19 protein-coding genes and 1 pseudogene are annotated in these 21,219 nt (G+C 63.5%); 7 read left to right on the top strand and 13 right to left on the bottom strand.

Features of this window, described 5'->3' with window-relative positions; genetic code table 11:
* Positions 1–54: 54 nt before the first annotated feature.
* The gene (locus tag ACGFZ3_RS16315; RefSeq protein WP_392923418.1) at positions 55–1,350 is read right to left on the bottom strand and encodes an acetyl-CoA C-acetyltransferase; all 1,296 of its coding nucleotides are present in this window, start codon (positions 1,348–1,350) and stop codon (positions 55–57) included.
* 92 nt (positions 1,351–1,442) lie between these two features.
* On the opposite strand from ACGFZ3_RS16315, the gene ACGFZ3_RS16310 reads away from it, so the two are divergent.
* A complete protein-coding gene (locus tag ACGFZ3_RS16310; protein WP_392923415.1) occupies positions 1,443–2,330 on the top strand; it encodes a hypothetical protein in 888 nt (295 codons plus the stop codon).
* 63 nt (positions 2,331–2,393) lie between these two features.
* Here ACGFZ3_RS16310 and ACGFZ3_RS16305 read toward each other — a convergent pair whose 3' ends face one another.
* The 4 genes from ACGFZ3_RS16305 to ACGFZ3_RS16290 form a co-directional block, all read right to left on the bottom strand.
* Complete coding sequence (locus tag ACGFZ3_RS16305) at positions 2,394–3,020, bottom strand: superoxide dismutase family protein (RefSeq protein ID WP_392923412.1); 627 nt, start codon at positions 3,018–3,020, stop codon at positions 2,394–2,396.
* Positions 3,021–3,073: 53 nt separating this feature from the next.
* Entirely contained in the window at positions 3,074–3,643 is a 570-nt protein-coding gene (locus tag ACGFZ3_RS16300) for a superoxide dismutase family protein (RefSeq protein WP_392923409.1), read from the bottom strand.
* A gap of 91 nt (positions 3,644–3,734) precedes the next feature.
* The gene (ntrC, locus tag ACGFZ3_RS16295; protein WP_392923406.1) at positions 3,735–5,183 is read right to left on the bottom strand and encodes a nitrogen regulation protein NR(I); all 1,449 of its coding nucleotides are present in this window, start codon (positions 5,181–5,183) and stop codon (positions 3,735–3,737) included.
* Entirely contained in the window at positions 5,173–6,234 is a 1,062-nt protein-coding gene (locus ACGFZ3_RS16290) for a nitrogen regulation protein NR(II) (RefSeq protein ID WP_392923403.1), read from the bottom strand. The genes ntrC and ACGFZ3_RS16290 overlap by 11 nt, the downstream gene beginning before the upstream one ends.
* A gap of 386 nt (positions 6,235–6,620) precedes the next feature.
* On the opposite strand from ACGFZ3_RS16290, the gene ACGFZ3_RS16285 reads away from it, so the two are divergent.
* The gene (locus tag ACGFZ3_RS16285; RefSeq protein ID WP_111105525.1) at positions 6,621–8,447 is read left to right on the top strand and encodes an ATP-binding protein; all 1,827 of its coding nucleotides are present in this window, start codon (positions 6,621–6,623) and stop codon (positions 8,445–8,447) included.
* Positions 8,448–8,615: 168 nt separating this feature from the next.
* On the opposite strand, the gene chrA is transcribed toward ACGFZ3_RS16285, so the two are convergent.
* The 5 genes and pseudogenes from chrA to ACGFZ3_RS16260 all read right to left on the bottom strand — a co-directional run bounded on the left by chrA (position 8,616) and on the right by ACGFZ3_RS16260 (position 13,340).
* On the bottom strand, positions 8,616–9,815 hold the full coding sequence (chrA, locus tag ACGFZ3_RS16280) for a chromate efflux transporter (protein WP_392923399.1): 1,200 nt from the start codon (positions 9,813–9,815) through the stop codon (positions 8,616–8,618).
* Between the two features lie 54 nt (positions 9,816–9,869).
* The gene (gene arsC / locus ACGFZ3_RS16275; protein ID WP_049441725.1) at positions 9,870–10,289 is read right to left on the bottom strand and encodes an arsenate reductase (glutaredoxin); all 420 of its coding nucleotides are present in this window, start codon (positions 10,287–10,289) and stop codon (positions 9,870–9,872) included.
* Positions 10,286–10,993 (bottom strand): annotated as a pseudogene (gene arsH, locus ACGFZ3_RS16270) (arsenical resistance protein ArsH). Before arsH ends, arsC begins: the two are co-directional and overlap by 4 nt.
* 67 nt (positions 10,994–11,060) lie before the next feature.
* Entirely contained in the window at positions 11,061–12,539 is a 1,479-nt protein-coding gene (locus ACGFZ3_RS16265; protein WP_049441724.1) for a SulP family inorganic anion transporter, read from the bottom strand.
* Between the two features lie 507 nt (positions 12,540–13,046).
* Positions 13,047–13,340, bottom strand: a complete 294-nt coding sequence (locus tag ACGFZ3_RS16260; RefSeq protein WP_049441866.1) for a metalloregulator ArsR/SmtB family transcription factor — start codon at positions 13,338–13,340, stop codon at positions 13,047–13,049.
* Positions 13,341–13,511: 171 nt separating this feature from the next.
* Here ACGFZ3_RS16260 and ACGFZ3_RS16255 point away from each other — a divergent pair, with 171 nt between their 5' ends.
* From ACGFZ3_RS16255 to ACGFZ3_RS16235, 5 genes are read left to right on the top strand one after another with little or no spacing between them, the layout of a single operon-like run.
* Positions 13,512–14,453 carry an MBL fold metallo-hydrolase gene (locus ACGFZ3_RS16255; RefSeq protein WP_239683842.1) on the top strand — a complete coding sequence of 314 codons (942 nt, stop codon included), beginning with the start codon at positions 13,512–13,514 and terminating at the stop codon, positions 14,451–14,453.
* Entirely contained in the window at positions 14,450–14,890 is a 441-nt protein-coding gene (locus ACGFZ3_RS16250; RefSeq protein ID WP_080355804.1) for a YeeE/YedE family protein, read from the top strand. Before ACGFZ3_RS16255 ends, ACGFZ3_RS16250 begins: the two co-directional genes overlap by 4 nt.
* Positions 14,887–15,318 (top strand): YeeE/YedE family protein, encoded by a 432-nt coding sequence (locus ACGFZ3_RS16245; RefSeq protein ID WP_049441722.1) that lies wholly within the window; start codon positions 14,887–14,889, stop codon positions 15,316–15,318. The genes ACGFZ3_RS16250 and ACGFZ3_RS16245 overlap by 4 nt, the downstream gene beginning before the upstream one ends.
* Positions 15,315–15,752: a TIGR01244 family sulfur transferase gene (locus tag ACGFZ3_RS16240; protein WP_049441720.1), complete on the top strand. Its 438-nt coding sequence runs from the start codon at positions 15,315–15,317 to the stop codon at positions 15,750–15,752. Before ACGFZ3_RS16245 ends, ACGFZ3_RS16240 begins: the two co-directional genes overlap by 4 nt.
* 18 nt (positions 15,753–15,770) lie before the next feature.
* On the top strand, positions 15,771–16,532 hold the full coding sequence (locus ACGFZ3_RS16235; RefSeq protein ID WP_049441719.1) for a sulfite exporter TauE/SafE family protein: 762 nt from the start codon (positions 15,771–15,773) through the stop codon (positions 16,530–16,532).
* A 72-nt stretch (positions 16,533–16,604) separates the two neighbouring features.
* Here the strand turns inward: ACGFZ3_RS16235 and ACGFZ3_RS16230 are convergent, their stop codons facing one another.
* The 3 genes from ACGFZ3_RS16230 to ACGFZ3_RS16220 form a co-directional block, all read right to left on the bottom strand.
* Entirely contained in the window at positions 16,605–17,876 is a 1,272-nt protein-coding gene (locus ACGFZ3_RS16230; RefSeq protein ID WP_049441718.1) for a DUF2254 domain-containing protein, read from the bottom strand.
* Positions 17,877–17,999: 123 nt separating this feature from the next.
* Entirely contained in the window at positions 18,000–19,979 is a 1,980-nt protein-coding gene (locus ACGFZ3_RS16225) for a choline BCCT transporter BetT (RefSeq protein ID WP_049441717.1), read from the bottom strand.
* Positions 19,980–20,030: 51 nt separating this feature from the next.
* Positions 20,031–21,128, bottom strand: a complete 1,098-nt coding sequence (locus ACGFZ3_RS16220; protein ID WP_049441715.1) for a hypothetical protein — start codon at positions 21,126–21,128, stop codon at positions 20,031–20,033.
* Positions 21,129–21,219 lie beyond the last annotated feature (91 nt).

The raw sequence follows: 21,219 nt of genomic DNA, 5'->3' as shown, positions 1-21,219 counted from the left end.
AAAACAAAAGGCCGCCCAACCGGGCGGCCTTTTACATTGCGCGATGCCGATGGCTCAGCGTTCGACGATCGCCACCACGCCCATGCCGCCGGCGGTGCAGATCGACACCAGCGCGCGGCCACCGCCGCGTTCGGCCAGCTGCTTGGCCGCGGTGGCGATCACACGTGCACCGGTAGCCGCGAACGGATGGCCGGTGGCCAGCGACGAGCCCAGCGGATTGATCCTGGCCGGGTCGATCCTGCCCAGCGGCGCATCCAGGCCCAGGCGGTTGCGGCAGTAGTCTTCGCTTTCCCACGCGCGCAGGGTGCACAGCACCTGGGCGGCGAAGGCTTCATGGATTTCGTAGATGTCGAAATCCTGCAGGGTCAGGCCATTGCGCTTGAGCATTTCCGGCACCGCGATGGTCGGCGCCATCAGCAGGCCTTCGCCATGCACGAAATCCACCGCGGCCACCTGCGAATCGCGCAGGTAGGCCAGCGGCTCGTGGCCATGCGCGCGCGCCCATTCCTCGCTGGCCAGCAGCACCGCCGAGGCACCATCGGTGAGCGGGGTGGAGTTCGCTGCGGTGAGCGTGCCACGGCCGGATACCTTGTCGAAGGCCGGCTTCAGGGTGGCCAGCTTTTCCAGCGAGGTATCCGCACGCAGAATGTTGTCGCGCTCGACGCCGCGGAACGGCGCGATCAGATCGGTGAAGAAGCCGCGCTCATAGGCCGTGGCCAGCTTCTTGTGCGAGGACACCGCCCACTCGTCCTGCGAGTCGCGGGAGATGTTCCACTCCTTGGCCATGTCTTCGCAGTGGTCGCCCATGCTCTTGCCGGTGCGCGGTTCGGCCACGCCCGGGAATTCCGGCTTCAGTTCGCCCAGCTTGAAGCCGCGCACGATCGCCTTGATCTTGTCACCGGTGCTCTTGGCGCGATTGGCGGCCAGCAGGCGCGCGCGCAGCTTCTTGCCGTACACGATCGGCACGTCGGAGGTGGTGTCCGAGCCGCCGCCGATGCCCGATTCGATCTGGCCCAGCGCGATCTTGTTGGCTACCGCGATGATGGTGTCCAGCGAAGTGCCGCAGGCGCGCTGCATGGTGATGCCCGGAGTCAGCGGGGACAGGCCCGAGGACAGCGTCGCTTCGCGGCCCAGGTTCCAGTCGCTGGAATGCTTGATCACCGCACCCATCGCCACTTCCCCCAGCTGCTGCCCGTGCAGACCGAAGCGTTCCACCAGCGCGCCGAGCGTACGTACCGACATGCCCAGGTTGCCAACGTCCGAATAGGCGGTGTTCTGGCGGCAGAACGGAATGCGGACGCCACCGAGAATGGCGACGGGACGAGCGTTGGGCATGGAGATACCTGGCATGGGAGGGGTGTCTGCAACATGGCCTGCACGAAGGAGCAGGCATAATGGACCCAAGTGTAGCTGCCGCCCTGTGATGGGCCAACTGTGAACCCATGAGCAAACCCGACCCCGGCATGAATGCCCTTGGCGTACTGGCATTGGAACTGGCCGGAGGAGACGCCCCCCGCCACGCGGCCCTGACCTCCGCGCAGGCGGGCGAACTCGCCGACCGCGTTGGCCGCGACCTGGCCAAGCTGGTGCCCGGCGTGAGCGGACTCGATTTCGTGTTCGCCGGCGCCCATTTCGACCCCGCCGAGGTGCTGCGCCCCGGCTGGCCGATCCACCGCCGCCTGGAAGAACTGCAGATGCGCGCGCCCGGCCGCAACGAGGGCCCGCGCCTGCTGGCGTTCGGCGCCGGTGCCGACGGCGAAGTGCCACTGCCGTTCCAGGCCGATGCCAGCCTCACCGGCGGCGGCCTGCGCGTGGTGCCGTTCCTGCTGACCGGCACCGACGTGGCGCAGACCGCGGCGGTGGCCGAAGCACTGGAAGAAGTGCTGCTGGCCCAGGGCATGGCCCAGGCCGATACCGCCCTGCAGGCGCAGAACGCGTTCGGTGCGCAGATCGAGCACGCGCGGTATTTTACCGTGAACGACCTGGCCGCGATGATGTCGATGCAGTACGACAACCAGGGCCTGGCCGCGTTGTGGCCGCTGATTGAAACAGCGTTGATGGCGCCGCAGGCGGAGCAGTGGTTGGACGACGCACCGGAACCGCTGCTTCGATACGCCGATGGCGAAGTGCGTATGGCGCTGTTCGATCCGGCGGGCTGGTGCAGTTACTACAAGCACGACACCGGCAACTGCGATCGCCTGCAGGGGATCTACGACCAGTACCTGATGCGTCAGCGGCAGATGGCCGCCGTGCTGGAAGCGCACGGGCTGCCGGTGCTGTTCGTGCATTGCGAAGCCGGGCAGGATGCGCGGGAACTGTTGACGCGATAAAAAAACGCCGGCATTGCCGGCGTTTTTCACTACACGGGGCCGGTCAACGGCCGGCGCAACCAGTTACGGTGCGGCTTTGATCACCGCGCAGGCCAGGCGCGCGCCGGCATTGCCGGTCGGCTGGGTCTTGTAGTCATCCGGATCGGCATGCACGATCAGGCCGCGGCCGATGATGTCGTTGTCGTTGCCCTCGCCGATGTTGACGTTGGTGGACACGTCGGCATCGACCACCGCATTGCCCTGGGCGTCCGCCTTGATGTTCGGCATGTCGCCGCCGTGGTGCGGGCTGGTGGCCACGTTGCCGTGGTCTTCCTTGCTCGGGTTGAAGTGGCCGCCGGCGCTGTCGCCGTTCGGCGCGCTGCAGTCGCCCTTCTCATGGATGTGGAAGCCGTGTTCGCTGTTCGGCTTCAGGCCGCTGACCTGGCCCTTCACGTGGACCTTGCCGTCGACGACGCTGAAGGTCACGTTGCCCTTGACGTCATTGCCCTGGGTCGGCGCGAGGTCGGCCACGGCGGTGTGGTTGGCGTGGGCTTCGCTGGTCATGGCCGGCGGCGCTTCGGTGGTGCGCGCGGTTTCGGCGATCGGCGGGGTGGCGGTGGCGGCATCGGCCGGCGCGTCGGCCGGCTTGTTGCAGGCGGTCAGGCCAATGGCGGCAATGGCGGCAAACAATGAGGTGTGGATCAGACGCATGTGGATCTCCTTGCGGGTAACGAGTGGAAGAGCGACGTCGGGGGGCGGCGCGTTCAGCGCGTGACCTTGATGACGCCGCAGGCGATGCGGGCGCCGGCATTGCCTGCCGGCTGACTGCGGTAATCGTCGGCGTTGGCATGCACCACCAGCGCGCGGCCCACGATATCGGTGGCTGCACCGCCGCCGAGGGTAACCGCTGGCAGGCGTACATCGACGGCAACCCGGCCCTGCGCATCCGCGCGCAGGTTGTCCATGTCGCCAGCGTGATGCGCACCCGCGCTGTTGCGGCCATGCGGCTGGTTGGCCGGATTGAAATGCGGCCCTGCACTGCTGGCGTCAACGGCACTGCAGTCACCGCGCTCATGGACGTGGAACGCGGCGGTCTGCAGCGGCTGCAGTCCGCCGATGGTGCCGGTGATGTGCACGCCGCGCGCATCGGGCACCAGTGCCAGGCGACCGCTGACAATGCTTGCCGACGCCGGCGCAAGGTTGGCTTCGGCCAGCTTGGCGGTGCTCGCCACCGGTACGGCGGGCACCGGCGCGCTGCGCTGCTCGGGCGCGGTACCGCAGGCGGCCAGCACCAGCAGTGACGGGATCAGCAGGGCGAGGTGGGAACGACGCATCTGGAACTCCTTCTGTGCAAACTAACGTCATGGTCGTCCACGAACCATGAAAGGCACCGCGACGCGGTGCTGACATGCCATGAACAGGGATTCATCCGCCGCGCCGGCGTCCCGCGCCGAGCTTGCGGGTCAGGGTGTTGCGCCCCATGCCCAGGCGCGCGGCGGCTTCGGCACGGCGACCGTGGGTGATCTGCAGGGCCGCTTCCAGCAGTGCCTGGTCCACCCGGTCGCGCACCTGCGCATGCAGGCCTTCGGCGCCTTCGGCCAGGCGCTGCCGCGCCCACGCCGACAGCATGGCTTCCCACTGGCTGGGGTCGCCCTGCACGCGGGCGCGCGGACCGGCGCCGCGATGCAGCGCGCTGTCCACGTCGGCCACGCCGATGGTGTCCGATGCGGCCAGCGCCGCCATGCGCCAGCACACGTTTTCCAGTTCGCGCACGTTGCCCGGCCAGTCGTGCTCGCGCAGCGCCTGCAACGCCGCGGCGGTAAGCCGCTTGGGTGGCGTATCCAACCTGCGGGCCGCCGCGGCCAGGAAGGTGTCGGCCAACTGGGCGACGTCATCGCGGCGTTCGCGCAGCGGGGGCAGGCGCAGGCGCACCACGTCCAGCCGGTGCAGCAGGTCGGCGCGGAAGCGGCCGTGCGCCACCAGCGTTTCCAGGTTCTGGTGGGTAGCGGCGATCACGCGCACATCCACCCGGATCAGCTCGCGGCCACCAACGCGGAAGAATTCGCCTTCGGCCAGTACGCGTAGCAGCCGGGTCTGCAACGGCAGCGGCATGTCGCCGATTTCATCCAGGAACAGCGTGCCGCCGTTGGCCTGCTCGAAGCGGCCCACGTGGCGGCGCTGCGCCCCGGTGAAAGCGCCGGCTTCATGGCCGAACAGCTCGCTCTCCAACAATTCGGAGGGAATGGCGGCGGTGTTGAGCGCCACGAACGGGCCCTGCACGCGCGGCGATTCGTGGTGCAGCGCATGCGCCACCAGTTCCTTGCCGGTGCCGGTTTCGCCGTTGATCAGCACCGACAGCGGCGCCTGCGCGAGGCGGCCGATGGCGCGGAACAGCGCACGCATGGCCGGCGTGTCGCCGACCAGCTGCGGGCGCTGGTCGGGCGCGGGCTCCACCGGCGGGGGGCTGGTCTCGACGAGGGTGGTGTCCGGCTCCGGCAGCACGCGCTGGGCCAGCGCCACGGCATCGTCCAGATCGAACGGCTTGGACAGGAACTCCTGCGCGCCGCCACGGAATGCACCGGCGGTGCTGGCCACATCGGTATAGGCCGACATCACGATCACCGGCAGCTGCGGGTGCGCGGCCTTGAGTTTGTCCAGCAGCACAAGCCCATCATCGCCGGGCATGCGCACATCGGTGAACAGCAGGTCCGGCGGGGGCTGGCTGGCCAGCATCTCCAGCGCCGCCGCCGCGCCATCGAAACCTTCCACCGCATAACCGGCATCACGAAGCGCGGTGCACAGCACGAAACGCACGGCGCGGTCGTCATCCACGACCCAGACACGCTGGGCGGTGGTCTGGCTGTCATCCGCCATGCGCGGTCTCCTCGGCAGCGGGGGTGCCCTGCCCGATCGGCAGCTGCACGGTGAATACGGTATGGCCGGGGCGCGAGCGGTAGGTCAGCGTGCCGCGGTGTTCGCGCGCCACCTGCTGGGCCAGTGCCAGGCCCAGCCCGGTGCCTTCGGCGCGGCCGCTGACCAGCGGCAGGAACAGATGTTCGGCCAACGTCTCGGGCACGCCGCGGCCGTCATCGGCGATTTCCAGGCGCAGCGCCATCGGCTGCAGCTGGTCGCCGATGCGCACGCCATGTTCCACCCGGGTGCGCAGGGTGACGGTACCGGCTCCGGCCTGGATTGCATTGCGCACCAGGTTCCACACCGCCTGGGTGAGGCGGTCGGCGTCGCCGTCGAATTCGGGAATGCTGGGGTCGTAATCGCGCTGCAGCCGCACCGCCCAGCCGCCTTCGCTTTCGGCCAGGCGCAGCACGCGCTCCAGCGAGGCGTGGATGTTGAGGGGGGCGTGTGGCGCAGCCGGGGCTGGGGAGAGCAGCTGCTCCAGCAGCCCGTTCAGGCGTTCGATTTCCGAGCCGATCAGCTCGATCAGCTCGCGCTCGTCCGGGTCGCGCTGGGCACTGCGACGGGCCAGCAGCTGGGCCGCGCCCTTGAGCCCGGCCAGCGGGTTGCGCAGCTCGTGGGCCAGGCCTTTGAGGGCGGCACTCAACGCGCTGGGCAGGGCCTGGGTCGGGTCCAGCCCGGGGAATTCATCCACCGGGTGCGCTTCCAGCAGCCAGCCGTCTTCCTCATGCCGGCTCAGCCAGCCCTCGGCGAAGCGCGGGGCCTCGCCCGGCAGGGCCAGGGCCAGCCGGTGCAGGCGCAGGGTGTCGCGTTCGCCACGCGCCAGGAAGTGCGCCAAGGCCTCGCCCTGCACCTCCAGCGAGGCCAGCGGCTGGCCCAGCAGGCGCCGCACGCTCACCCCCAGCCAGCGCGCAAAGGCCGGGTTGCAGCCGGCGACGCGGCCTTCGGCATCGGCCCAAGCGACCGGGGTGCCAAGGACTTCAAGGGACGGGGACGGTGGAGCGGTGGTCATTGCACCAATGTAGTGCAAAACGGGGGTCTGTTGCCCCTCCTGCACGGCGCTGCATCTATGGACGCTTTGGCAAAGTCAGTGCTGTAGGCACCAACTATGGCGAATCGCATGAGTACGAACTATGCCGAACTGTAGTTTCAGGGTGGGTTCCCAGATTCGACAGTTCAGGGAACTGCGGAACCAGATGAGAGCGTACGCCTGTTTGGCCAGCCAAGAACGCATTCGTGAGAATGAAGCGTTAAGAGTAGCGGGCCATCTTAGGTGCCGAAGGCTAGCGCCCTTGCTCAGGCCCTCAGATTGCCTCGGTTGCCGCTTCCGCAGCCTCGAGGCACTATCTAGTGGCGGCTGGCTTGGCTGCATGGAAGGCGCTCAGGGGGAGCGAAGATATGCGCTTGGAAGCAATCAGCATTACCAACTTTCGTTGCTATGGGGATGAGATCCGGGTCGAACTGGACGACTTGACTACTTTTGTCGGCCGGAATGACATCGGCAAGTCAGCGATTCTGGAAGCGCTGGAAATATTCTTCAACGCAGACGTGGTGGCCATGGAGCAGGGAGATGCTCATGTTCACAGCGTAGACAAGACCGTTTCGATCACGTGTGAGTTCTCGGAGCTTCCGCCAACACTGACGTTAGACGCGGGGGCAGATACCACGTTGGCCGATGAGTATCTTTTGACCTTGGAAGGCCGGCTGAAAATTCGTAAAACCTACGACTGCACCAGCAAGAAGCCATCCGCAGAAGTGCTGGTGCTTGCGTTTCACCCCACTGCGGCCAATTACGACAACCTGCTGGAATTGAAGGAGAAGGAGCTCCAGAAGAGGGTGAAAGATCTTGGCTTGGCGGTTGCATTGAAGGGCAACCCTGGCATGCGCCGCGCACTTTGGGCGGCCGCTGGCGACCTCAAGCTTCAAGAGGTCGCAATCGCGGTCGGCAAGTCCAAGGAGGACGTCAAACGTATCTGGGACCAGATTGAGCCTCACTTGCCGATGTTCGCTCTCTTCCAAAGTGATCGGAGCAGTCGGGACTCGGACAGCGAGGTCCAAAGCCCGATGAAGGCAGCCGTCGCTGCTGCCATTGCAGAGGTCCAAGATGACATTGCTCGAATCCAAACAAAGGTTCGCGAGAAGGCCGAAGAGATTGCGAAGAACACGCACAGTGCTTTGACCACGATCGATCCCAACCTTGCCAGCGAACTTACACCAGAGTTCAGCCCTCCCACCGCCGCCAAGTGGCAGGGACTGTTTTCGCTCGGCTTGAGCACCGACGGTGGCATACCGTTGAACAAGCGAGGCAGCGGCGTCAGGCGGCTTGTGCTGGTGAGCTTCTTCAAAGCCGAAGCGGAGCGACGGCTCAAAACCAGCACCAAGCGCAGCATCATCTACGCGATCGAGGAGCCAGAGACGGCTCAGCACCCCAGCAACCAACGGATTCTCATCGACTCCTTCAAGGTGTTGTCAGAAGACCCCGGCTGTCAGGTCATATTGACCACTCACAGTCCCGGATTTGCCTCGGCGCTACCCCAGCAGAGCATTCGTTACATCTCTCGCCACTCTGACACGAAAAAGCCGCAGGTTGAGTCGGGGGTCGACGTGTTCGGTAAGGTGGCTGAAGCATTGGGCGTAACGCCTGACAGCCGGGTCCAGGTACTAGTGTGCGTCGAAGGTCCAACCGATGTACTGGCCTTGAAAGCCCTTTCCAAAGCGCTCCACGAGGTCGACTCCAACCTGCCAGATCTTTCATCCGATGAGCGACTTGCATTTGTTGTCCTAGGCGGTGGAACGCTGGAGCACTGGGTCAATCACCACTACCTGCGGGGCCTAGGCAAGCAGGAGGTGCACATCTACGACGGCGATGTCCCGGCATATGCCCTAAGCGCGCAGCAGGTCAATGACCGTGGGGACGGGTCATGGGCTGTCGTCACAACCAAGCATGAGATTGAGAGCTACTTGCACAAGGACGCCATTGCGCTCGCGTTCGGATTTGAGATTGAAGTCACTGATCACCCCATGGCGGGCAAAGCTGTTCCAAAGGTCTTCGGGGAAGCTTTTGTCGCCCACGCTGGCGTAGGCAGTCCGCTTAAAGACTCCAACGCCAAGAGAAAGTTGGCTCAGCATGCGTTCCCTTGCATGACAGCAGCCATGTTGGAAGAGCGTGATCCCGATGGCGAAGTTCATGGTTGGATGCGTCGGCTAGGCGAGATGTTGGCTTAAATGCCCCTTTGGGTCGGAAACTGGCCTTCGTTACCCCCGATAAGAGTCCGTAGATCCAGAATTGGATATCTGCTCCCCAAGCCTAAGCTTTGGCAAATGCCCCCTTCCGGCCAGAAGCGGACATCAGGTTCCGCTGCCGAACCGCTCCTGACCGGCCTGGCGGCGTCATCACGCCATCGTCCAACCCGCCACGGCAGCCAGCAACACGACCAGTGCAGTCGGAGCACGCACAACGACAAGTAGCCCAAACGCAACCAACGCCATCGCGACATCCCATCGGTCATGGATCGCGCTCGTCCACACCGGGTCATACAACGCCGCCAACAGGATGCCGACCACCCCGGCATTGACGCCTGCAATCGAAGCTTGGAGATCCTTGCGGGGGCGCAGAGACTCCCAGAACGGCAGCACCCCCACGAGCACAAGAAGGGCTGGCAGGAAAATGACCACCAACAGCGCAAGGCCGCCTGCCCAGCCACCCAGCGGCCCCTCGGCCATAGCCCCCAGGTACGCTGCAAAGGAGAAGAGAGGGCCCGGCACCGCCTGCGCCGCGCCGTACCCGTCGAGGAGGTCCGCCGTGCTCACGGTGCCGCTCTGGACGACCGCGGTCTGCAGCAGCGGCAGCACGACATGGCCGCCGCCGAAGACCAAGGCGCCAGCGCGGTACACACCCTCCAACAGCGCGGCCAAGGGGGAGCCGCTAGCCACCGCCCACAAGGGCAGCAGAACAAGCGGCAGGACCAGTAGCACTAGTGTCACCGCGCCGGTTCTTCGCGAGACGGAATAGCCGCGGTCTGATTGGCCGGACGCCGGTTCGATATTCAGTATCCAGCGACCGAGCAGTCCGCTGGCGATGATCACCACGATCTGGCCGGCGATCGAGGGCATGGACAAGGTCAACACAGCCGCAAAGACCGCCATCGCTGCCCGTAAACGATCCGGGCACAGGGATCGGGCCATTCCCCATACTGCTTGGGCCACCACAGCAACTGCCACGATCTTCAGGCCATGCAGCCAGCCGGATTCAATGATGGCCTGGTATTTGGCAACGCCCGAAGCGAAGAGGATCATCAGCACGGCCGACTGCAGCGTAAAGCCGGCCCAAGCGGCCAACAGGCCAGGCCAGCCGGCGCGACGCAAGCCCAGCGCCATGCCTACCTGGCTGCTGGCCGGGCCTGGCAGTAACTGACACAGGGCCACCAGATCGGAGTAGCTACAGTCCGTCAGCCAACGGCGGCGTTCGACGAACTCGAGACGGAAGTAGCTCAGGCGGGCGATTGGACCTCCAAACGACGTGAGCCCCAGTCGCAGGAACACCAGGAAGACGCGCCATGCGCTGTCGCTTGTCGTGGGATTCAGCGCCGACATGGGGCATGACCTCCTGTGGTTCTCAGCGGTGGCGAGCCAAGCCTGGCATTGGGATCACGGCGTCGAGCTTCCCGGGTGCCCGGTCACCAACTCTCCATCTTCCTTTCGGAAAGGCCCGGGCAGCGGCGGCAGGATCTCCAGTACCACTTCCGAAGGCCGACACAGACGAGTACCCCTATCGGTCTGTACGAAAGGACGATTGATGAGTATCGGGTGCGCCAGCATCGCATCAAGCAGCGCTTCCTCGCTCAGTGCTGCGTCGCCTAGCCCGAGTTCGTCATACGGCGTTCCCTTCTGCCGGATGGCATCGCGCACGCTCAATCCCGCCGCCGCAATGAGATCGACCAGGCGCGCACGGCTGGGTGGGTTGGCCAGGTAGTCGATCACTTCCGGCTCGATCCCGGCAAAGCGGATCAGCGCTAGGGCATTGCGCGAGGTGCCGCACTTTGGGTTGTGATAGATGACAGCGCTCACGCACTTTCCTTCTGGTTCAAAACGGTCTCCACCACGCCTGCGGCAGCGGCCAGCGCTGCTGCCTCGACGGCCCCCTTGCGCTCGCTGTAGCGGTCCACCAGGTAGTCACTACGCCCGCGCACCAGCAGGGTGAACTTGACCAGTTCCTCCATCACGTCCACCACGCGATCGTAGTACACCGAAGGCTTCATTCGACCGTCGTCATCGAACTCCTACCAGGCTTTGGCCACCGAGGACTGGTTGGGAATTGTCACCATCCCCATCCACCGGCCGAGCACGCGCAGCGCGTTGACCACGTTGAACGACTGGGAACCGCCGCAGACCTGCATCACGGCCAACGTACGGCCCTGGGTGGGGCGAACGCTGCCCTCTTCGGGCGGCAGCCAGTCGATCTGGTTCTTGAATACCGCCGTAAGGGTGCCGTGGCGTTCCGGGCTGACCCACACATGTCCTTCCGACCACAGCGAGGCCTGGCGCAGCTCCTGCACCTTGGGGTGGCTGGCTGGCACCGAGTCAAGCATCGGCAGATCATGTGGATCGAACAAGCGGGTTTCCGCCCCAAACTGCTCCAGCAGCCGCTGCGCCTCCAGCGCCAGCTTGCGACTGAACGACTGCGGCCGCAGCGACCCGTACAGGATAAGGATGCGTGGCCGGTGTGGCTGCGCGGCCGGATCGTTGAGCTTGGCGGCCGTGGGAATGTCCATGGCACCCGGTACCACGTTGGGGATCTGCTGCACAGGGCGGGCACCTTTCGGTGCCCGCTTCGCTCATTCAATGACTCGACGACAGCGCGGCGCCTGGCGTACGGTGCTTTCCCAGGCGATCAACCAAGGTCTCACTTGCATCGTTGAGACCGAACACTTCAACGGTCGCGCCGTGCTCGCGCAGCTTCATCACTACCCTGTCGAGCGCATCAACGGCGGTCAGGTCCCAGAAGTGGGCGTCCTTCAGATCGATTTTGACGTTCTTGGGGACATCCAGATAGTTGAAGCTGCTCACGAACTGTCCGGCAGACGCAAAGAACACCTGCCCCCTCACAACGTAGACGCGCGAGTCGATGTCGACCTGGGTGTCGTCGATGCTCAGCATCTTTCCGACCTTGCGGGTGAAGAACACGGCCGACAGGACCACGCCTGTCAACACGCCCTTGGCAAGGTCGTGGGTAGCCACGGTCACGATGACCGTCCCAACCATCACAATTGAAGAGCTCTTGGGATGAACGGCCAGCTCGCGCAGCGAGCGCCAGCTGAAGGTTCCGATGCTGACCATGATCATCACCGCGACCAGTGCGGCCATTGGAATCTGACTTACCAGGTTTGACCCATAAACAACGAGGAGGAGCAGAACCACGCCGGCCACCAGGCAGGAGAGACGGCCTCGGCCACCGGAAGTGATGTTGATCACCGACTGGCCGATCATTGCACAGCCTGCCATGCCCCCAAAGAAGCCCGTTACGGTGTTAGCCAAGCCTTGGCCCGCACATTCGCGATTCTTCTGGCTCGGGGTATCGGTCATGTCTTCGACGATCTGCGCGGTCATCAGCGATTCCAACAAGCCAACGACCGCCAAAGTCGCCGAAACCGGCAGCAGGATCTGGAGTGTTTCCCAGGTGAATGGCACGTCCGGAATCAGGAACGACGGCAGGCTGTCAGGCAGCGCCCCCATGTCGCCTACGGTGCGTACCTGGAAGCCGAAATACATGGAAGCGGCCGTAAGAACCACGATCGCCACCAATGCCGAAGGAACGGCTTTGGTCAGCAGCGGCAGCAGGTAGATGATTGCCAGACCCACAGCACAGATCGCATACACCATCCACGGCATGCCGATGAGCTCGGGAAGCTGCGCCATGAAAATGAGAATCGCCAGTGCATTCACAAATCCGGTCACCACCGAGCGCGACACAAAGCGCATCAGCGAGCCCAACCGCAGGGCGCCGGCCAGCATCTGCAGCACGCCGGCCAGGATGGTGGCGGCAAACAGATACTGGATGCCGTGCTCGCGCACCAGCGTAACCATCACCAACGCCATGGCGCCGGTCGCAGCCGAGATCATGCCAGGGCGGCCACCGGCGATGGCGGTGATGACGGCGATGCAGAACGAGGCATACAAACCTACCTTTGGGTCGACGCCGGCGATGATGGAAAACGCGATTGCCTCAGGAATCAGGGCTAGCGCAACGACGATGCCCGACAGCAGGTCACCACGGATGTTACCGAGCCATTGCTGGCGCAGGGGATAAATTGCAGACATAGGAAATGATCTCCGCGCACAGCCGTGCGCGCCAAACTAAAGAAACAGGCACCCTTCCAGACCTAAGTGTCTGGATCGCTTCTTCAATCAAGCCTCAGGGTGGAGTCATCGCTAGCCGATCCGTTAGGTATTTGACGGTCTATTGTAGGCCGGCATAGCGCCTGAGGGGAAATCCGGCATTGCGGTCGCCTCGGTGCATTCTCAATGGGTAGCTTCCCAGATCCCAAGATCATTTCGCAGGCGAGGTCGACAAGCTGGTAGGCAGTTGATCAGACTGAATTGAGCTCTGACCGAATCGCCAAAGAACAGGTGGACATTCGCCACGGGTCCTATGTCCCGCTATCGGCCATAAGCAGACATCCACCCCATCCCTGATAAACATCCCTAGACCGCAGCAGACCTCGAGCCTGCTGCGGTCAATTGGTTTTGGGGCAGACTACGCCAATGGCCTAAATTCCCCTAGGTCAGTGAGTCTAGCTCGTCCCTTCTAGGACGCCTTAGGCCACTTCAAGTTGATGCATCGTCCGCACAGAAAATCCCATGCATCGCGCCCAGCAGTGCTGCAACGCGCGGGTCTGCCATGCGGTAGATGATCGACCGCGATTCCCGCCGGGTCGCTACAAGCTTTCGTTGGCGGAGTTCGGCCAGTTGCTGGGAGAGCGCCGGCTGTCGAATGCCAGTTGCGTCCTCAAGTCCGCCCACCGTCATTTCACCTTGCGCGAGCTGGCATAGCAGCAACAGGCGCGAGGGGGTGGCCATGAAGCGCAGCAACTCGGCCACTTCGGGCACGCGCTCCTTCATCGTGGCTAGGTCAGACGGGCTGAATGGGGGGCTGGTCACAGGCAATGGCAACTTGGGCGGCTGAGGTGATGCGAACACCATGGGTGGCCCGTCCAATCTAGCATGCTTCAATAGTTGCACATATTAGGTAACTATGTAATTCTCAGGCCACGAAGCCTCCTGGAGCCAGTCATGATCCCATCCGTAGAAACAGACGCCCCCCTGGAGCAGGCTGTGCGCCTAGTCAGCGATGCGCGTGCCGGCCTGCTTCCCTCGCCTTCCGTGAAGACGTTCTTTGATCCTGCTACGTTTACTGCCAGCCACGTCGTACGCGATCCAACTTCTTCAGCGTGCGCCGTCATCGACAGCGTCCTGGACTTCGACATGGCCGCAGGCCGCACGTCCACTTCCTCCGCATCGGCGTTGGTGGACTACGTGCGTGCCGAGCGCCTGCAGGTGCAATGGTTGCTGGAAACCCACGCGCATGCCGACCACCTGTCCGCGGCTCCATGGCTGCAGGAGCAGGTGGGAGGCGCGCTGGCTATTGGCGAACACATCACCGCAGTCCAAGAAACCTTCGGCAAGGTCTTCAATGCCGGTACTGCATTCAAGCGGGATGGCAGCCAGTTCGATCGCCTGTTCGCCGACGGTGCCTCCTTCCGAATCGGTAATCTGCAGGCTATGTCGCTGCACGTGCCAGGCCACACTCCCGCTTGTCTGGCGTACGTGATCGGCGACGCCGTGTTTCCTGGAGATACGCTGTTCATGCCGGACTACGGCACCGCCCGATGCGACTTTCCAGGTGGTTCGGCTCGCCAGTTGTATCGCTCGATCCAGCGCCTGCTGTCCCTACCCGACGCCACCCGCGTATTCCTGTGCCATGACTACAAAGCCACCGGCCGGGACCATTTCGCATGGGAAACAACCATCGGTGCCGAAAGGACAACAAACATGCATGTGCACGAGGGCGTGAGCGAAGCCATGTTTGTGGAACTGCGGGAGGCTCGTGATGCCACGCTTCCGATGCCACGGCTGATCCTGCCGTCAGTGCAGGTCAACATGTGCGCCGGCCATCTGCCCGAACCCGAGGACAACGGCGTGCGCTACCTCAAGCTGCCGGTGGACCTGCTATGACGCTCTCTCATTTGGCCTGGTACTGGCCGCTCGCTGGCGGTGCCATGATCGGAACAGCGGCCGGTGCCTATCTGGTCCTTCTCGGCCGCGTTGCCGGCATCTCGGGTCTGCTTGCCAAGACACTGGGCATGCCGGGTGACGGCGGACGCGGGAGTGCAGCCCTGTTCATGGCAGGACTTGCCCTGGCGTCAGGCTTGGCATTGGCGGCCAGGCCCATACTATTGCCGGCGCTCTCCGCAAACGGAGCAGTGGTATTGGTGATTGCCGGACTGCTGGTGGGTTACGGAACTCGCCTTGGCGCTGGCTGTACCAGTGGGCACGGTGTCTGCGGCCTGGGCCGGGCATCGCCTCGGTCGGCGATGGCTACCTGCGTGTTCATGCTCATGGGCATGGCCACGGCGACCCTAGTACCGATTGTGGCGGGAGGCACGGCATGACCCGTCTCGCCGCGTTCCTGTGCGGCGCACTCTTCGGACTGGGACTGGTCGTATCCGATATGGCCAACCCAGCCCGCGTGCTTGCTTTCCTTAATGTGAGCGACGCCTGGGACCCTTCTCTGGCGCTGGTCATGCTGGGCGCACTGATCCCATCCAGCGCAGCCTACTTGTGGATACGCGCCCGCAGAACGCCGCTGCTTGCCGCATCGCTGCACATTCCCACCCATCGCATCATCGATCGGCGCCTTGTGATCGGTGCGGCGATATTCGGCCTGGGATGGGGACTGGCCGGAGTGTGTCCCGGCCCTGCCATCGCGTTGCTGGGAACCGGCCAGCCCTTCGCGATCATCTTCACCACGGCAATGATCGCAGGCGTGATCCTGCATGGCCTCATTCATCGCCCCACTGCAACTACGGGACAACCATGAACCTCAAGCCACTCTCTGCCTACCTCAAGGTATCCGGTCAGCTCCTGCCAGAGGATATTGAAGCTCTGAAGGAGCAGGGCTTTGGGAGCGTGATCTGCAATCGGCCCGACGACGAACAGCCGGAGCAGCCCAGTCACCATGCGCTGCAGGCTGCCTGCCAACAGGCGGGCATGCAATTTGCCTATCTTCCGGTAGTGCCTGGTGTCATTACCGATGATCAGGTGCATACCTTTGCCAAGTTGATCGACGCGCTGCCACGCCCTATTGCCGCGTATTGCAGAACCGGCACCCGCGCTGCGATGCTTTGGGCGCTGTCGGAAGTCGTTCACAACGGAGCGGCGTTTGCCCACGTCCTGTCTGTTGCCTCGGACGCAGGCTACGACCTTTCCTCCATCGCAACACGGCTGCAGCAAGGTCCGGCGTCCGCCGACTGACATATGGAAACGCTATCTATGCTGCAGTGGGTGCTGGGCGGCCTGTCTGGCGTCCTGGTCGGCTTCGTCCTCGGCGTGGTTGGCGGAGGCGGATCCATCCTGGCGGTACCACTGATGCTCTACGTGGTCGGAGTGGAAGATCCGCATGTGGCTATCGGTACCAGCGCCCTGGCAGTGGCGGTCAACGCGGTGTCGAATCTGGTGATACATGCCCGTAGAGGGAATGTTCGTTGGCCCTGTGCCTCGGTCTTCGCCCTGGCGGGGATCGCGGGCGCCTACCTGGGTTCCAGCTTGGGCAAGGCGTTCGACGGCAACAGGCTGTTGGCGCTGTTTGCTGTGGTCATGGTCATTGTCGGCATCGCCATGCTTCGCAGGCGCAACACGCTTGGCTTCGCGGACGCTCGGCTCGGCAGACGCAATGCACCCGCACTGATTGGGCTGGGCGCCACTGCCGGTGGGCTTTCTGGCTTCTTTGGCATTGGCGGAGGTTTCCTCATCGTGCCCGCACTTGTGGCCGCGACGGGAATGCCGATCATTGCCGCAGTCGGAAGCTCGCTCCTCGCCGTCGCCGCATTCGGCATGACCACCGCACTGAACTACGCGCATGCAGGCCTGATCAACTGGAAGCTCGCGGCAGTGTTCGTCGTTGCCGGGATGGCTGGCGGTACTGCAGGAGCAGCAATTTCGACGAAGCTTGCCAGCTATCGTGGAGCTCTGAACACGGTATTTGCAGTACTGATCTTCATTACTGCCGCATACATGCTGTGGAAGGTGAGCTGACCGTATGTGTTCCAGACCACAGCCGAGTACTGATAGCCAGCGCAGCGCTTCAAAGGCATTGATAGGAAGATACTACGAACGTTGGTCCACATCTTCCAGAGTCAAATAAGATACGACGGCTCGAAGCGCCTTGCGATCAGCTTCGAAATCCATGCCCAATAGGCCGCGCTCCAACGCAATGCGGGCATGCGCCTGTGATGCGACTCTTGTCGCTTCATTCGAGGACCCTGCCAACGCTACGAAGGCCTTCTGCAGCCGGATGTTGACCTCCAGCGAGCCGGCGGCATCCCTGGAGATTGGTGTGAATGCATCCTCGAACATGTCGCGGACATCGAGGCACTGCACGTGCACACGCGGATAGAGCACTTCACACGTCGCAGCGTCCCCGGTGTGGCTGGCCCATGCACAGAGCAGCCTGACACAGGTCCCGATGACGTCGATGCAGGTGCCAGGGTCGTTCACCGCAGGTGACATGGCTCGCTGGGCAATTTCCGCAAGCACGACCAGCCCGAACCGTGGGTCATTCTCGATGGAGCGCGCGTCACTGAAGGAGATGGCTGAGATCACTTCACTCTGCACGTCCGGAAGTGGATTCCCTTCAATGGCTATCAAGGGACGGGCTGGGGTCGCGAACGTACCCGGCTGGCAGAGCAGATGAACTCGCAGATCATGTTCTTGTGCAATGCCGTCAATCCGGGCGACGTCCACATGTTCAACGTAGGCAATTTGATCGCCAACCAGCAGTATCGCCCCCTTCCCTACCGGGACCGCACTGGCTCCGCCGAGCCGAGGCTCCTCGGCGCGGCGCTTCATTGCTGCTTTGGTCGCCCGCTCCACCAGATCGATGGTTTCGCCAACGCGGCCAAAGCGTGAGAACTGCTCGATAGCCCGGAGCAACGTCACTGTGATGACGATGATGACCGCGATGGTTGCCCCGAACAAGACAAGCCGGCCGCTGTCTCCGTAGATGCCGGTGCTGAGCGCGATGAGGCCGACGATCGAGAACAGGAAGGCACCAATGAAGGTGGCCAGCGCACCTTGGGCCCGGGCGTCTTCGATCAGCAGGCGGGCCGCGCGCGGGGTGGCGCTGCTGGATGCGGAGCCGTATGCCGAGACCATGGTGGACAGCGAGAAGGTGGTGACCGTCAGCATTGACGCGGCAAGTATGCCAAGGATGTTGCCGACGGAATCTGCGCCGATCCGTGCGGCAAGGCCAACGGGAATGAGGAACTTCAGGAACGCGCCGGCCAACGCCGTGATGATGCCTAGGGCGCCATACAGGGTCGAACGGAACCACATCCGCTTGGTAACTTTGCTGGCTGCGAGCCTCAGTCGGCTGAGCATGGGCTACTTCCTGAGCAGTTCGACCATCAATAGCACGGTCGGGTGCCGAGGCCACGTCAAAGGCAGGGTCATGCCCGGCCCAAGGCAGATGCCGCCCCTCCGGGCGGCATCTGTGTACGGATTCTACGAGCGCACCTTGTCCAGGAACTGACGGTGGCGTTCGTACTGATCGAGCACATCGTGGATGAGCTGAACCTTGGTCCACCCCATGACGTCGTAGTCCTGCCCGCCCTCCCGCAGATAGACCTCCGCACGGTAATGACGGGTGCCCTCGCTGACCGGCCGACGGGGATCCTGCAGGGCGAACGTCGGCGGCTCATAGGGCTGGGGCCGTACGGAGTAGAAGAAGTCCATCTCCTCGCCATGGCCAACCTGTAGCCACGCACGACCATCCTCTCCCTTGGAGACCTGGACCGGCAGATCCTGCTTGCGAAGCTCAGCGGCAACCTCTTCCAATGCAGGAATGACGCGCTGCTCGATGAAGCCGGTCACCTCGATCTTCAACGGGTTGTGCGCCAGCAGGCGCAGGCGCGCCCGCCAATCCTCGCTGGTACCCGGTAGGATACGTGCCTCGCGCAGGATCGAGCGCTTGGTGGCATCCAGATGCATGGCCTTCAGCAGTCCCCAGCACATCAGGATCATGACGATCGTAAATGGCAACGCGCTGGCAATGGTGGCAGCCTGCAACGATTCCAGCCCGCCAGCCACCAGCAATGCAATCGCCAGGCCGCCGACCAGCAGCGCCCAGAAGATCCGCTGCCAGACCGGCGATTCCTGCTCACCCTTCGAGGTGAGCATGTCGATTACCAGGGCACCGGAGTCCGCTGAGGTTACGAAGAACAGCGCAACCAGGATGACCGCCAGCGAAGAGGTCAGCATGGTCAGCGGCAGGTGCTCCAGGAACTCGAAGAGCGCCATCGAGCTGTCGGTTGAGACCGCCTGCACCAACTGCTGTATGCCCTCCGCCCGCACCATGTGCAACGCGGTGTTGCCGTAGATGGTCATCCACAGGAATGTGAAGCCAAGCGGTACGAGCAGCACCCCCACCACGAACTCACGGACGGTGCGTCCACGTGAGATGCGCGCGATGAACATGCCAACGAAGGGCGACCACGCAATCCACCAGCCCCAGTAGAACAGCGTCCAGCCACCCAGCCAACCAGTGGGTTCGTAGGCATAAAGGTTGAAGGTCATCGAGAACAGCTGGGAAACGTACATGCCGGTGTTCTGCACCAGCGCCTGCATCAGGTGAACGGTGGGTCCACAGACCAGCACGAAGGCCAGCAGCGCCGCCGCCAGGATCATGTTGAGCTCGGACAACCTGCGTACGCCGCTGTCCAGGCCAGCCACGACCGATCCGGTGGCCACCAGTGTGATGACGGTGATCAAGCCAACCTGGGCGAGCGTACTGACCTCCAGGCCGAACAGGTAGTTCAGGCCGGCGTTGATCTGCATGACGCCCAGCCCCAGCGAGGTGGCAAGGCCGAAGATGGTACCCAGCGCGGCAAACGTGTCTACGGCATGTCCCAACGGGCCGTGGATACGGTCGCCGATGAGCGGATACAGCGCGGAGCGGACACGCAGCGGGAGATTGTGTCGGTACGCAAAGTACGCCAGCGACAGCGCCACCACAGCGTAGATCGCCCATGCGTGGATGCCCCAGTGGAAGAACGTGATGCGCATCGCCTGGCGGGCAGCGGCGGCCGACTCGGGCGAACCAACCGGCGGCGTGGCGTAGTGCATGATGGGCTCGGCAACGCCGAAGAACATCAGACCGATGCCCATGCCGGCAGCGAACAACATGGCGAACCAGGAGCCGTAGCTGTAGTCCGGCGTACTGTGGTCAGGGCCGAGCTTGATGCGGCCGTAACTGCTGATGGCGACGCCGACAACGAAGACCAGGAAGCCGGCTACTGCAAGGATGGTGAACCAACCTGCATCATTGGCTGCCCATGACTTGGCCGCGGTGAACCACCGCGTGGCCATTTCGGGCGCGAAGGCGGCAAGCGCGAGCAGCGCGATGACGATGGCTGCCGTGGGAATGAACACCTGCGGAAGGATCCGCTGGCGAACGGGGGGATGTTGCGGAGCCGTGCTCTGCATGGATACCTCCGTGTTATTGGGTGGAAGAACCTGCGGCTTGCGCGAGGCCGATCAGAAGTAGAAGCCGATATTGAGGTTCAGCCGCGAATGCCAGCTGGAAGGGCCTCCTTCGTCGATGCCGATACCATCACCACCAGCAAACCACATGTTGCGGCCAGCGATCCAGTCGACATAGGTGAGCATGATGCCTTTCTGCAGGCTGCAACCGGTCACGTTCTGCCACGAATCACGAAGGCCCGCGCGGTGCCCGACCGGGCGGGTCATGCTGAGGTTGTTATAGCAGGTGATGTCATCCAGCCAGCCCTTCTGGCCGAACGAATAGGCGATGTTGGCGCTTGGCACATCCGCCTGCGCTGCAACCTGGAAGGGGGATTGGAACGCCGACATTGCGATGCGATCTCCGGGCACGTCATACCGGTACCGCGCCCACTGCAGCTGCGCGGTCCAACCATCGCGCTGCCACTGTGCATGGAGGGCAGCGCCCTGATGACCGTAGTGACGCCGTGTCTGAGTGTTCTGCACCTTGCCAGCAAACGCTGATGCGCCCAGCAACAGTTCGCCGCCGCCCCAGTCGCGCGCGCTCTCCACGCGTGCATGCAGTCGTTGCCGCTCGCGATACGGCAACGCCTCGGTCTGCGCGACATCAAAGGAGTAGCGATCGTAGCGAGCCCCGGACCCGTATTCGTCTCCGGAGAACCAGCCAAGATGCCAGGTTGTGCTGCCGCTGCGGTGAATCACTACAAGGCCCGGATCGTAATCATCCTCGACGCCCAGGTAGTAGCCGGAGCCGAACCAGAAACTCTGCGAAACGGTAGGGAGCAGCCCGAACGGGACTTGCTGGATACCTGCCTTCAGCTGGGTAACATCGGAGAACTGCCAGCCCGCGTACGCGTGATGCACGGCGTCGAAACCATCGTACCAGCGGTACTGGGCAGAGAAGGAAAACGGTCCGGATCCAGCGTCAAGGTCTGCGCGCAGCAGTTCAAGCTGCAGGCGGCTGGTCGGCCCGTAGTCGAGCCAGCCATAGTTGAACCTGACGGCGCCTCCTGGATCAAAGTAAGGATCTCTATGGAGGTTATCCTCAGAAGCATCTGCAGCCAGCGAAGTTCCCGCCAACGCGGCAGCGACAATGAAGGGAATTGATCTCACGGTTATGCGCCTTGCCTCCCTGATCTGCTACGGAAAGCACTTGAGTCTAACGTCGATTGATCCAATGCCTCAAACTGGCGATCTCAAAGAA

Source organism: Stenotrophomonas sp. NPDC047960 (assembly GCF_043204395.1).
Classification (GTDB): Bacteria; Pseudomonadota; Gammaproteobacteria; order Xanthomonadales; family Xanthomonadaceae; genus Stenotrophomonas.
This window is presented reverse-complemented; position numbering and strand designations above follow the sequence as displayed.

What these genes read in the sequence shown, in the direction of transcription:
- ACGFZ3_RS16315 (WP_392923418.1), bottom strand. Translation starts at nt 1,350, where the DNA reads ATGCCAGGTATCTCCATGCCCAACGCTCGTCCCGTCGCCATTCTCGGT.
- ACGFZ3_RS16310 (WP_392923415.1), top strand. Translation starts at nt 1,443, where the DNA reads ATGAGCAAACCCGACCCCGGCATGAATGCCCTTGGCGTACTGGCATTG.
- ACGFZ3_RS16305 (WP_392923412.1), bottom strand. Translation starts at nt 3,020, where the DNA reads ATGCGTCTGATCCACACCTCATTGTTTGCCGCCATTGCCGCCATTGGC.
- ACGFZ3_RS16300 (WP_392923409.1), bottom strand. Translation starts at nt 3,643, where the DNA reads ATGCGTCGTTCCCACCTCGCCCTGCTGATCCCGTCACTGCTGGTGCTG.
- ntrC (WP_392923406.1), bottom strand. Translation starts at nt 5,183, where the DNA reads ATGGCGGATGACAGCCAGACCACCGCCCAGCGTGTCTGGGTCGTGGAT.
- ACGFZ3_RS16290 (WP_392923403.1), bottom strand. Translation starts at nt 6,234, where the DNA reads ATGACCACCGCTCCACCGTCCCCGTCCCTTGAAGTCCTTGGCACCCCG.
- ACGFZ3_RS16285 (WP_111105525.1), top strand. Translation starts at nt 6,621, where the DNA reads ATGCGCTTGGAAGCAATCAGCATTACCAACTTTCGTTGCTATGGGGAT.
- chrA (WP_392923399.1), bottom strand. Translation starts at nt 9,815, where the DNA reads ATGTCGGCGCTGAATCCCACGACAAGCGACAGCGCATGGCGCGTCTTC.
- ACGFZ3_RS16265 (WP_049441724.1), bottom strand. Translation starts at nt 12,539, where the DNA reads ATGTCTGCAATTTATCCCCTGCGCCAGCAATGGCTCGGTAACATCCGT.
- ACGFZ3_RS16260 (WP_049441866.1), bottom strand. Translation starts at nt 13,340, where the DNA reads ATGAAGGAGCGCGTGCCCGAAGTGGCCGAGTTGCTGCGCTTCATGGCC.
- ACGFZ3_RS16255 (WP_239683842.1), top strand. Translation starts at nt 13,512, where the DNA reads ATGATCCCATCCGTAGAAACAGACGCCCCCCTGGAGCAGGCTGTGCGC.
- ACGFZ3_RS16250 (WP_080355804.1), top strand. Translation starts at nt 14,450, where the DNA reads ATGACGCTCTCTCATTTGGCCTGGTACTGGCCGCTCGCTGGCGGTGCC.
- ACGFZ3_RS16245 (WP_049441722.1), top strand. Translation starts at nt 14,887, where the DNA reads ATGACCCGTCTCGCCGCGTTCCTGTGCGGCGCACTCTTCGGACTGGGA.
- ACGFZ3_RS16240 (WP_049441720.1), top strand. Translation starts at nt 15,315, where the DNA reads ATGAACCTCAAGCCACTCTCTGCCTACCTCAAGGTATCCGGTCAGCTC.
- ACGFZ3_RS16235 (WP_049441719.1), top strand. Translation starts at nt 15,771, where the DNA reads ATGCTGCAGTGGGTGCTGGGCGGCCTGTCTGGCGTCCTGGTCGGCTTC.
- ACGFZ3_RS16230 (WP_049441718.1), bottom strand. Translation starts at nt 17,876, where the DNA reads ATGCTCAGCCGACTGAGGCTCGCAGCCAGCAAAGTTACCAAGCGGATG.
- ACGFZ3_RS16225 (WP_049441717.1), bottom strand. Translation starts at nt 19,979, where the DNA reads ATGCAGAGCACGGCTCCGCAACATCCCCCCGTTCGCCAGCGGATCCTT.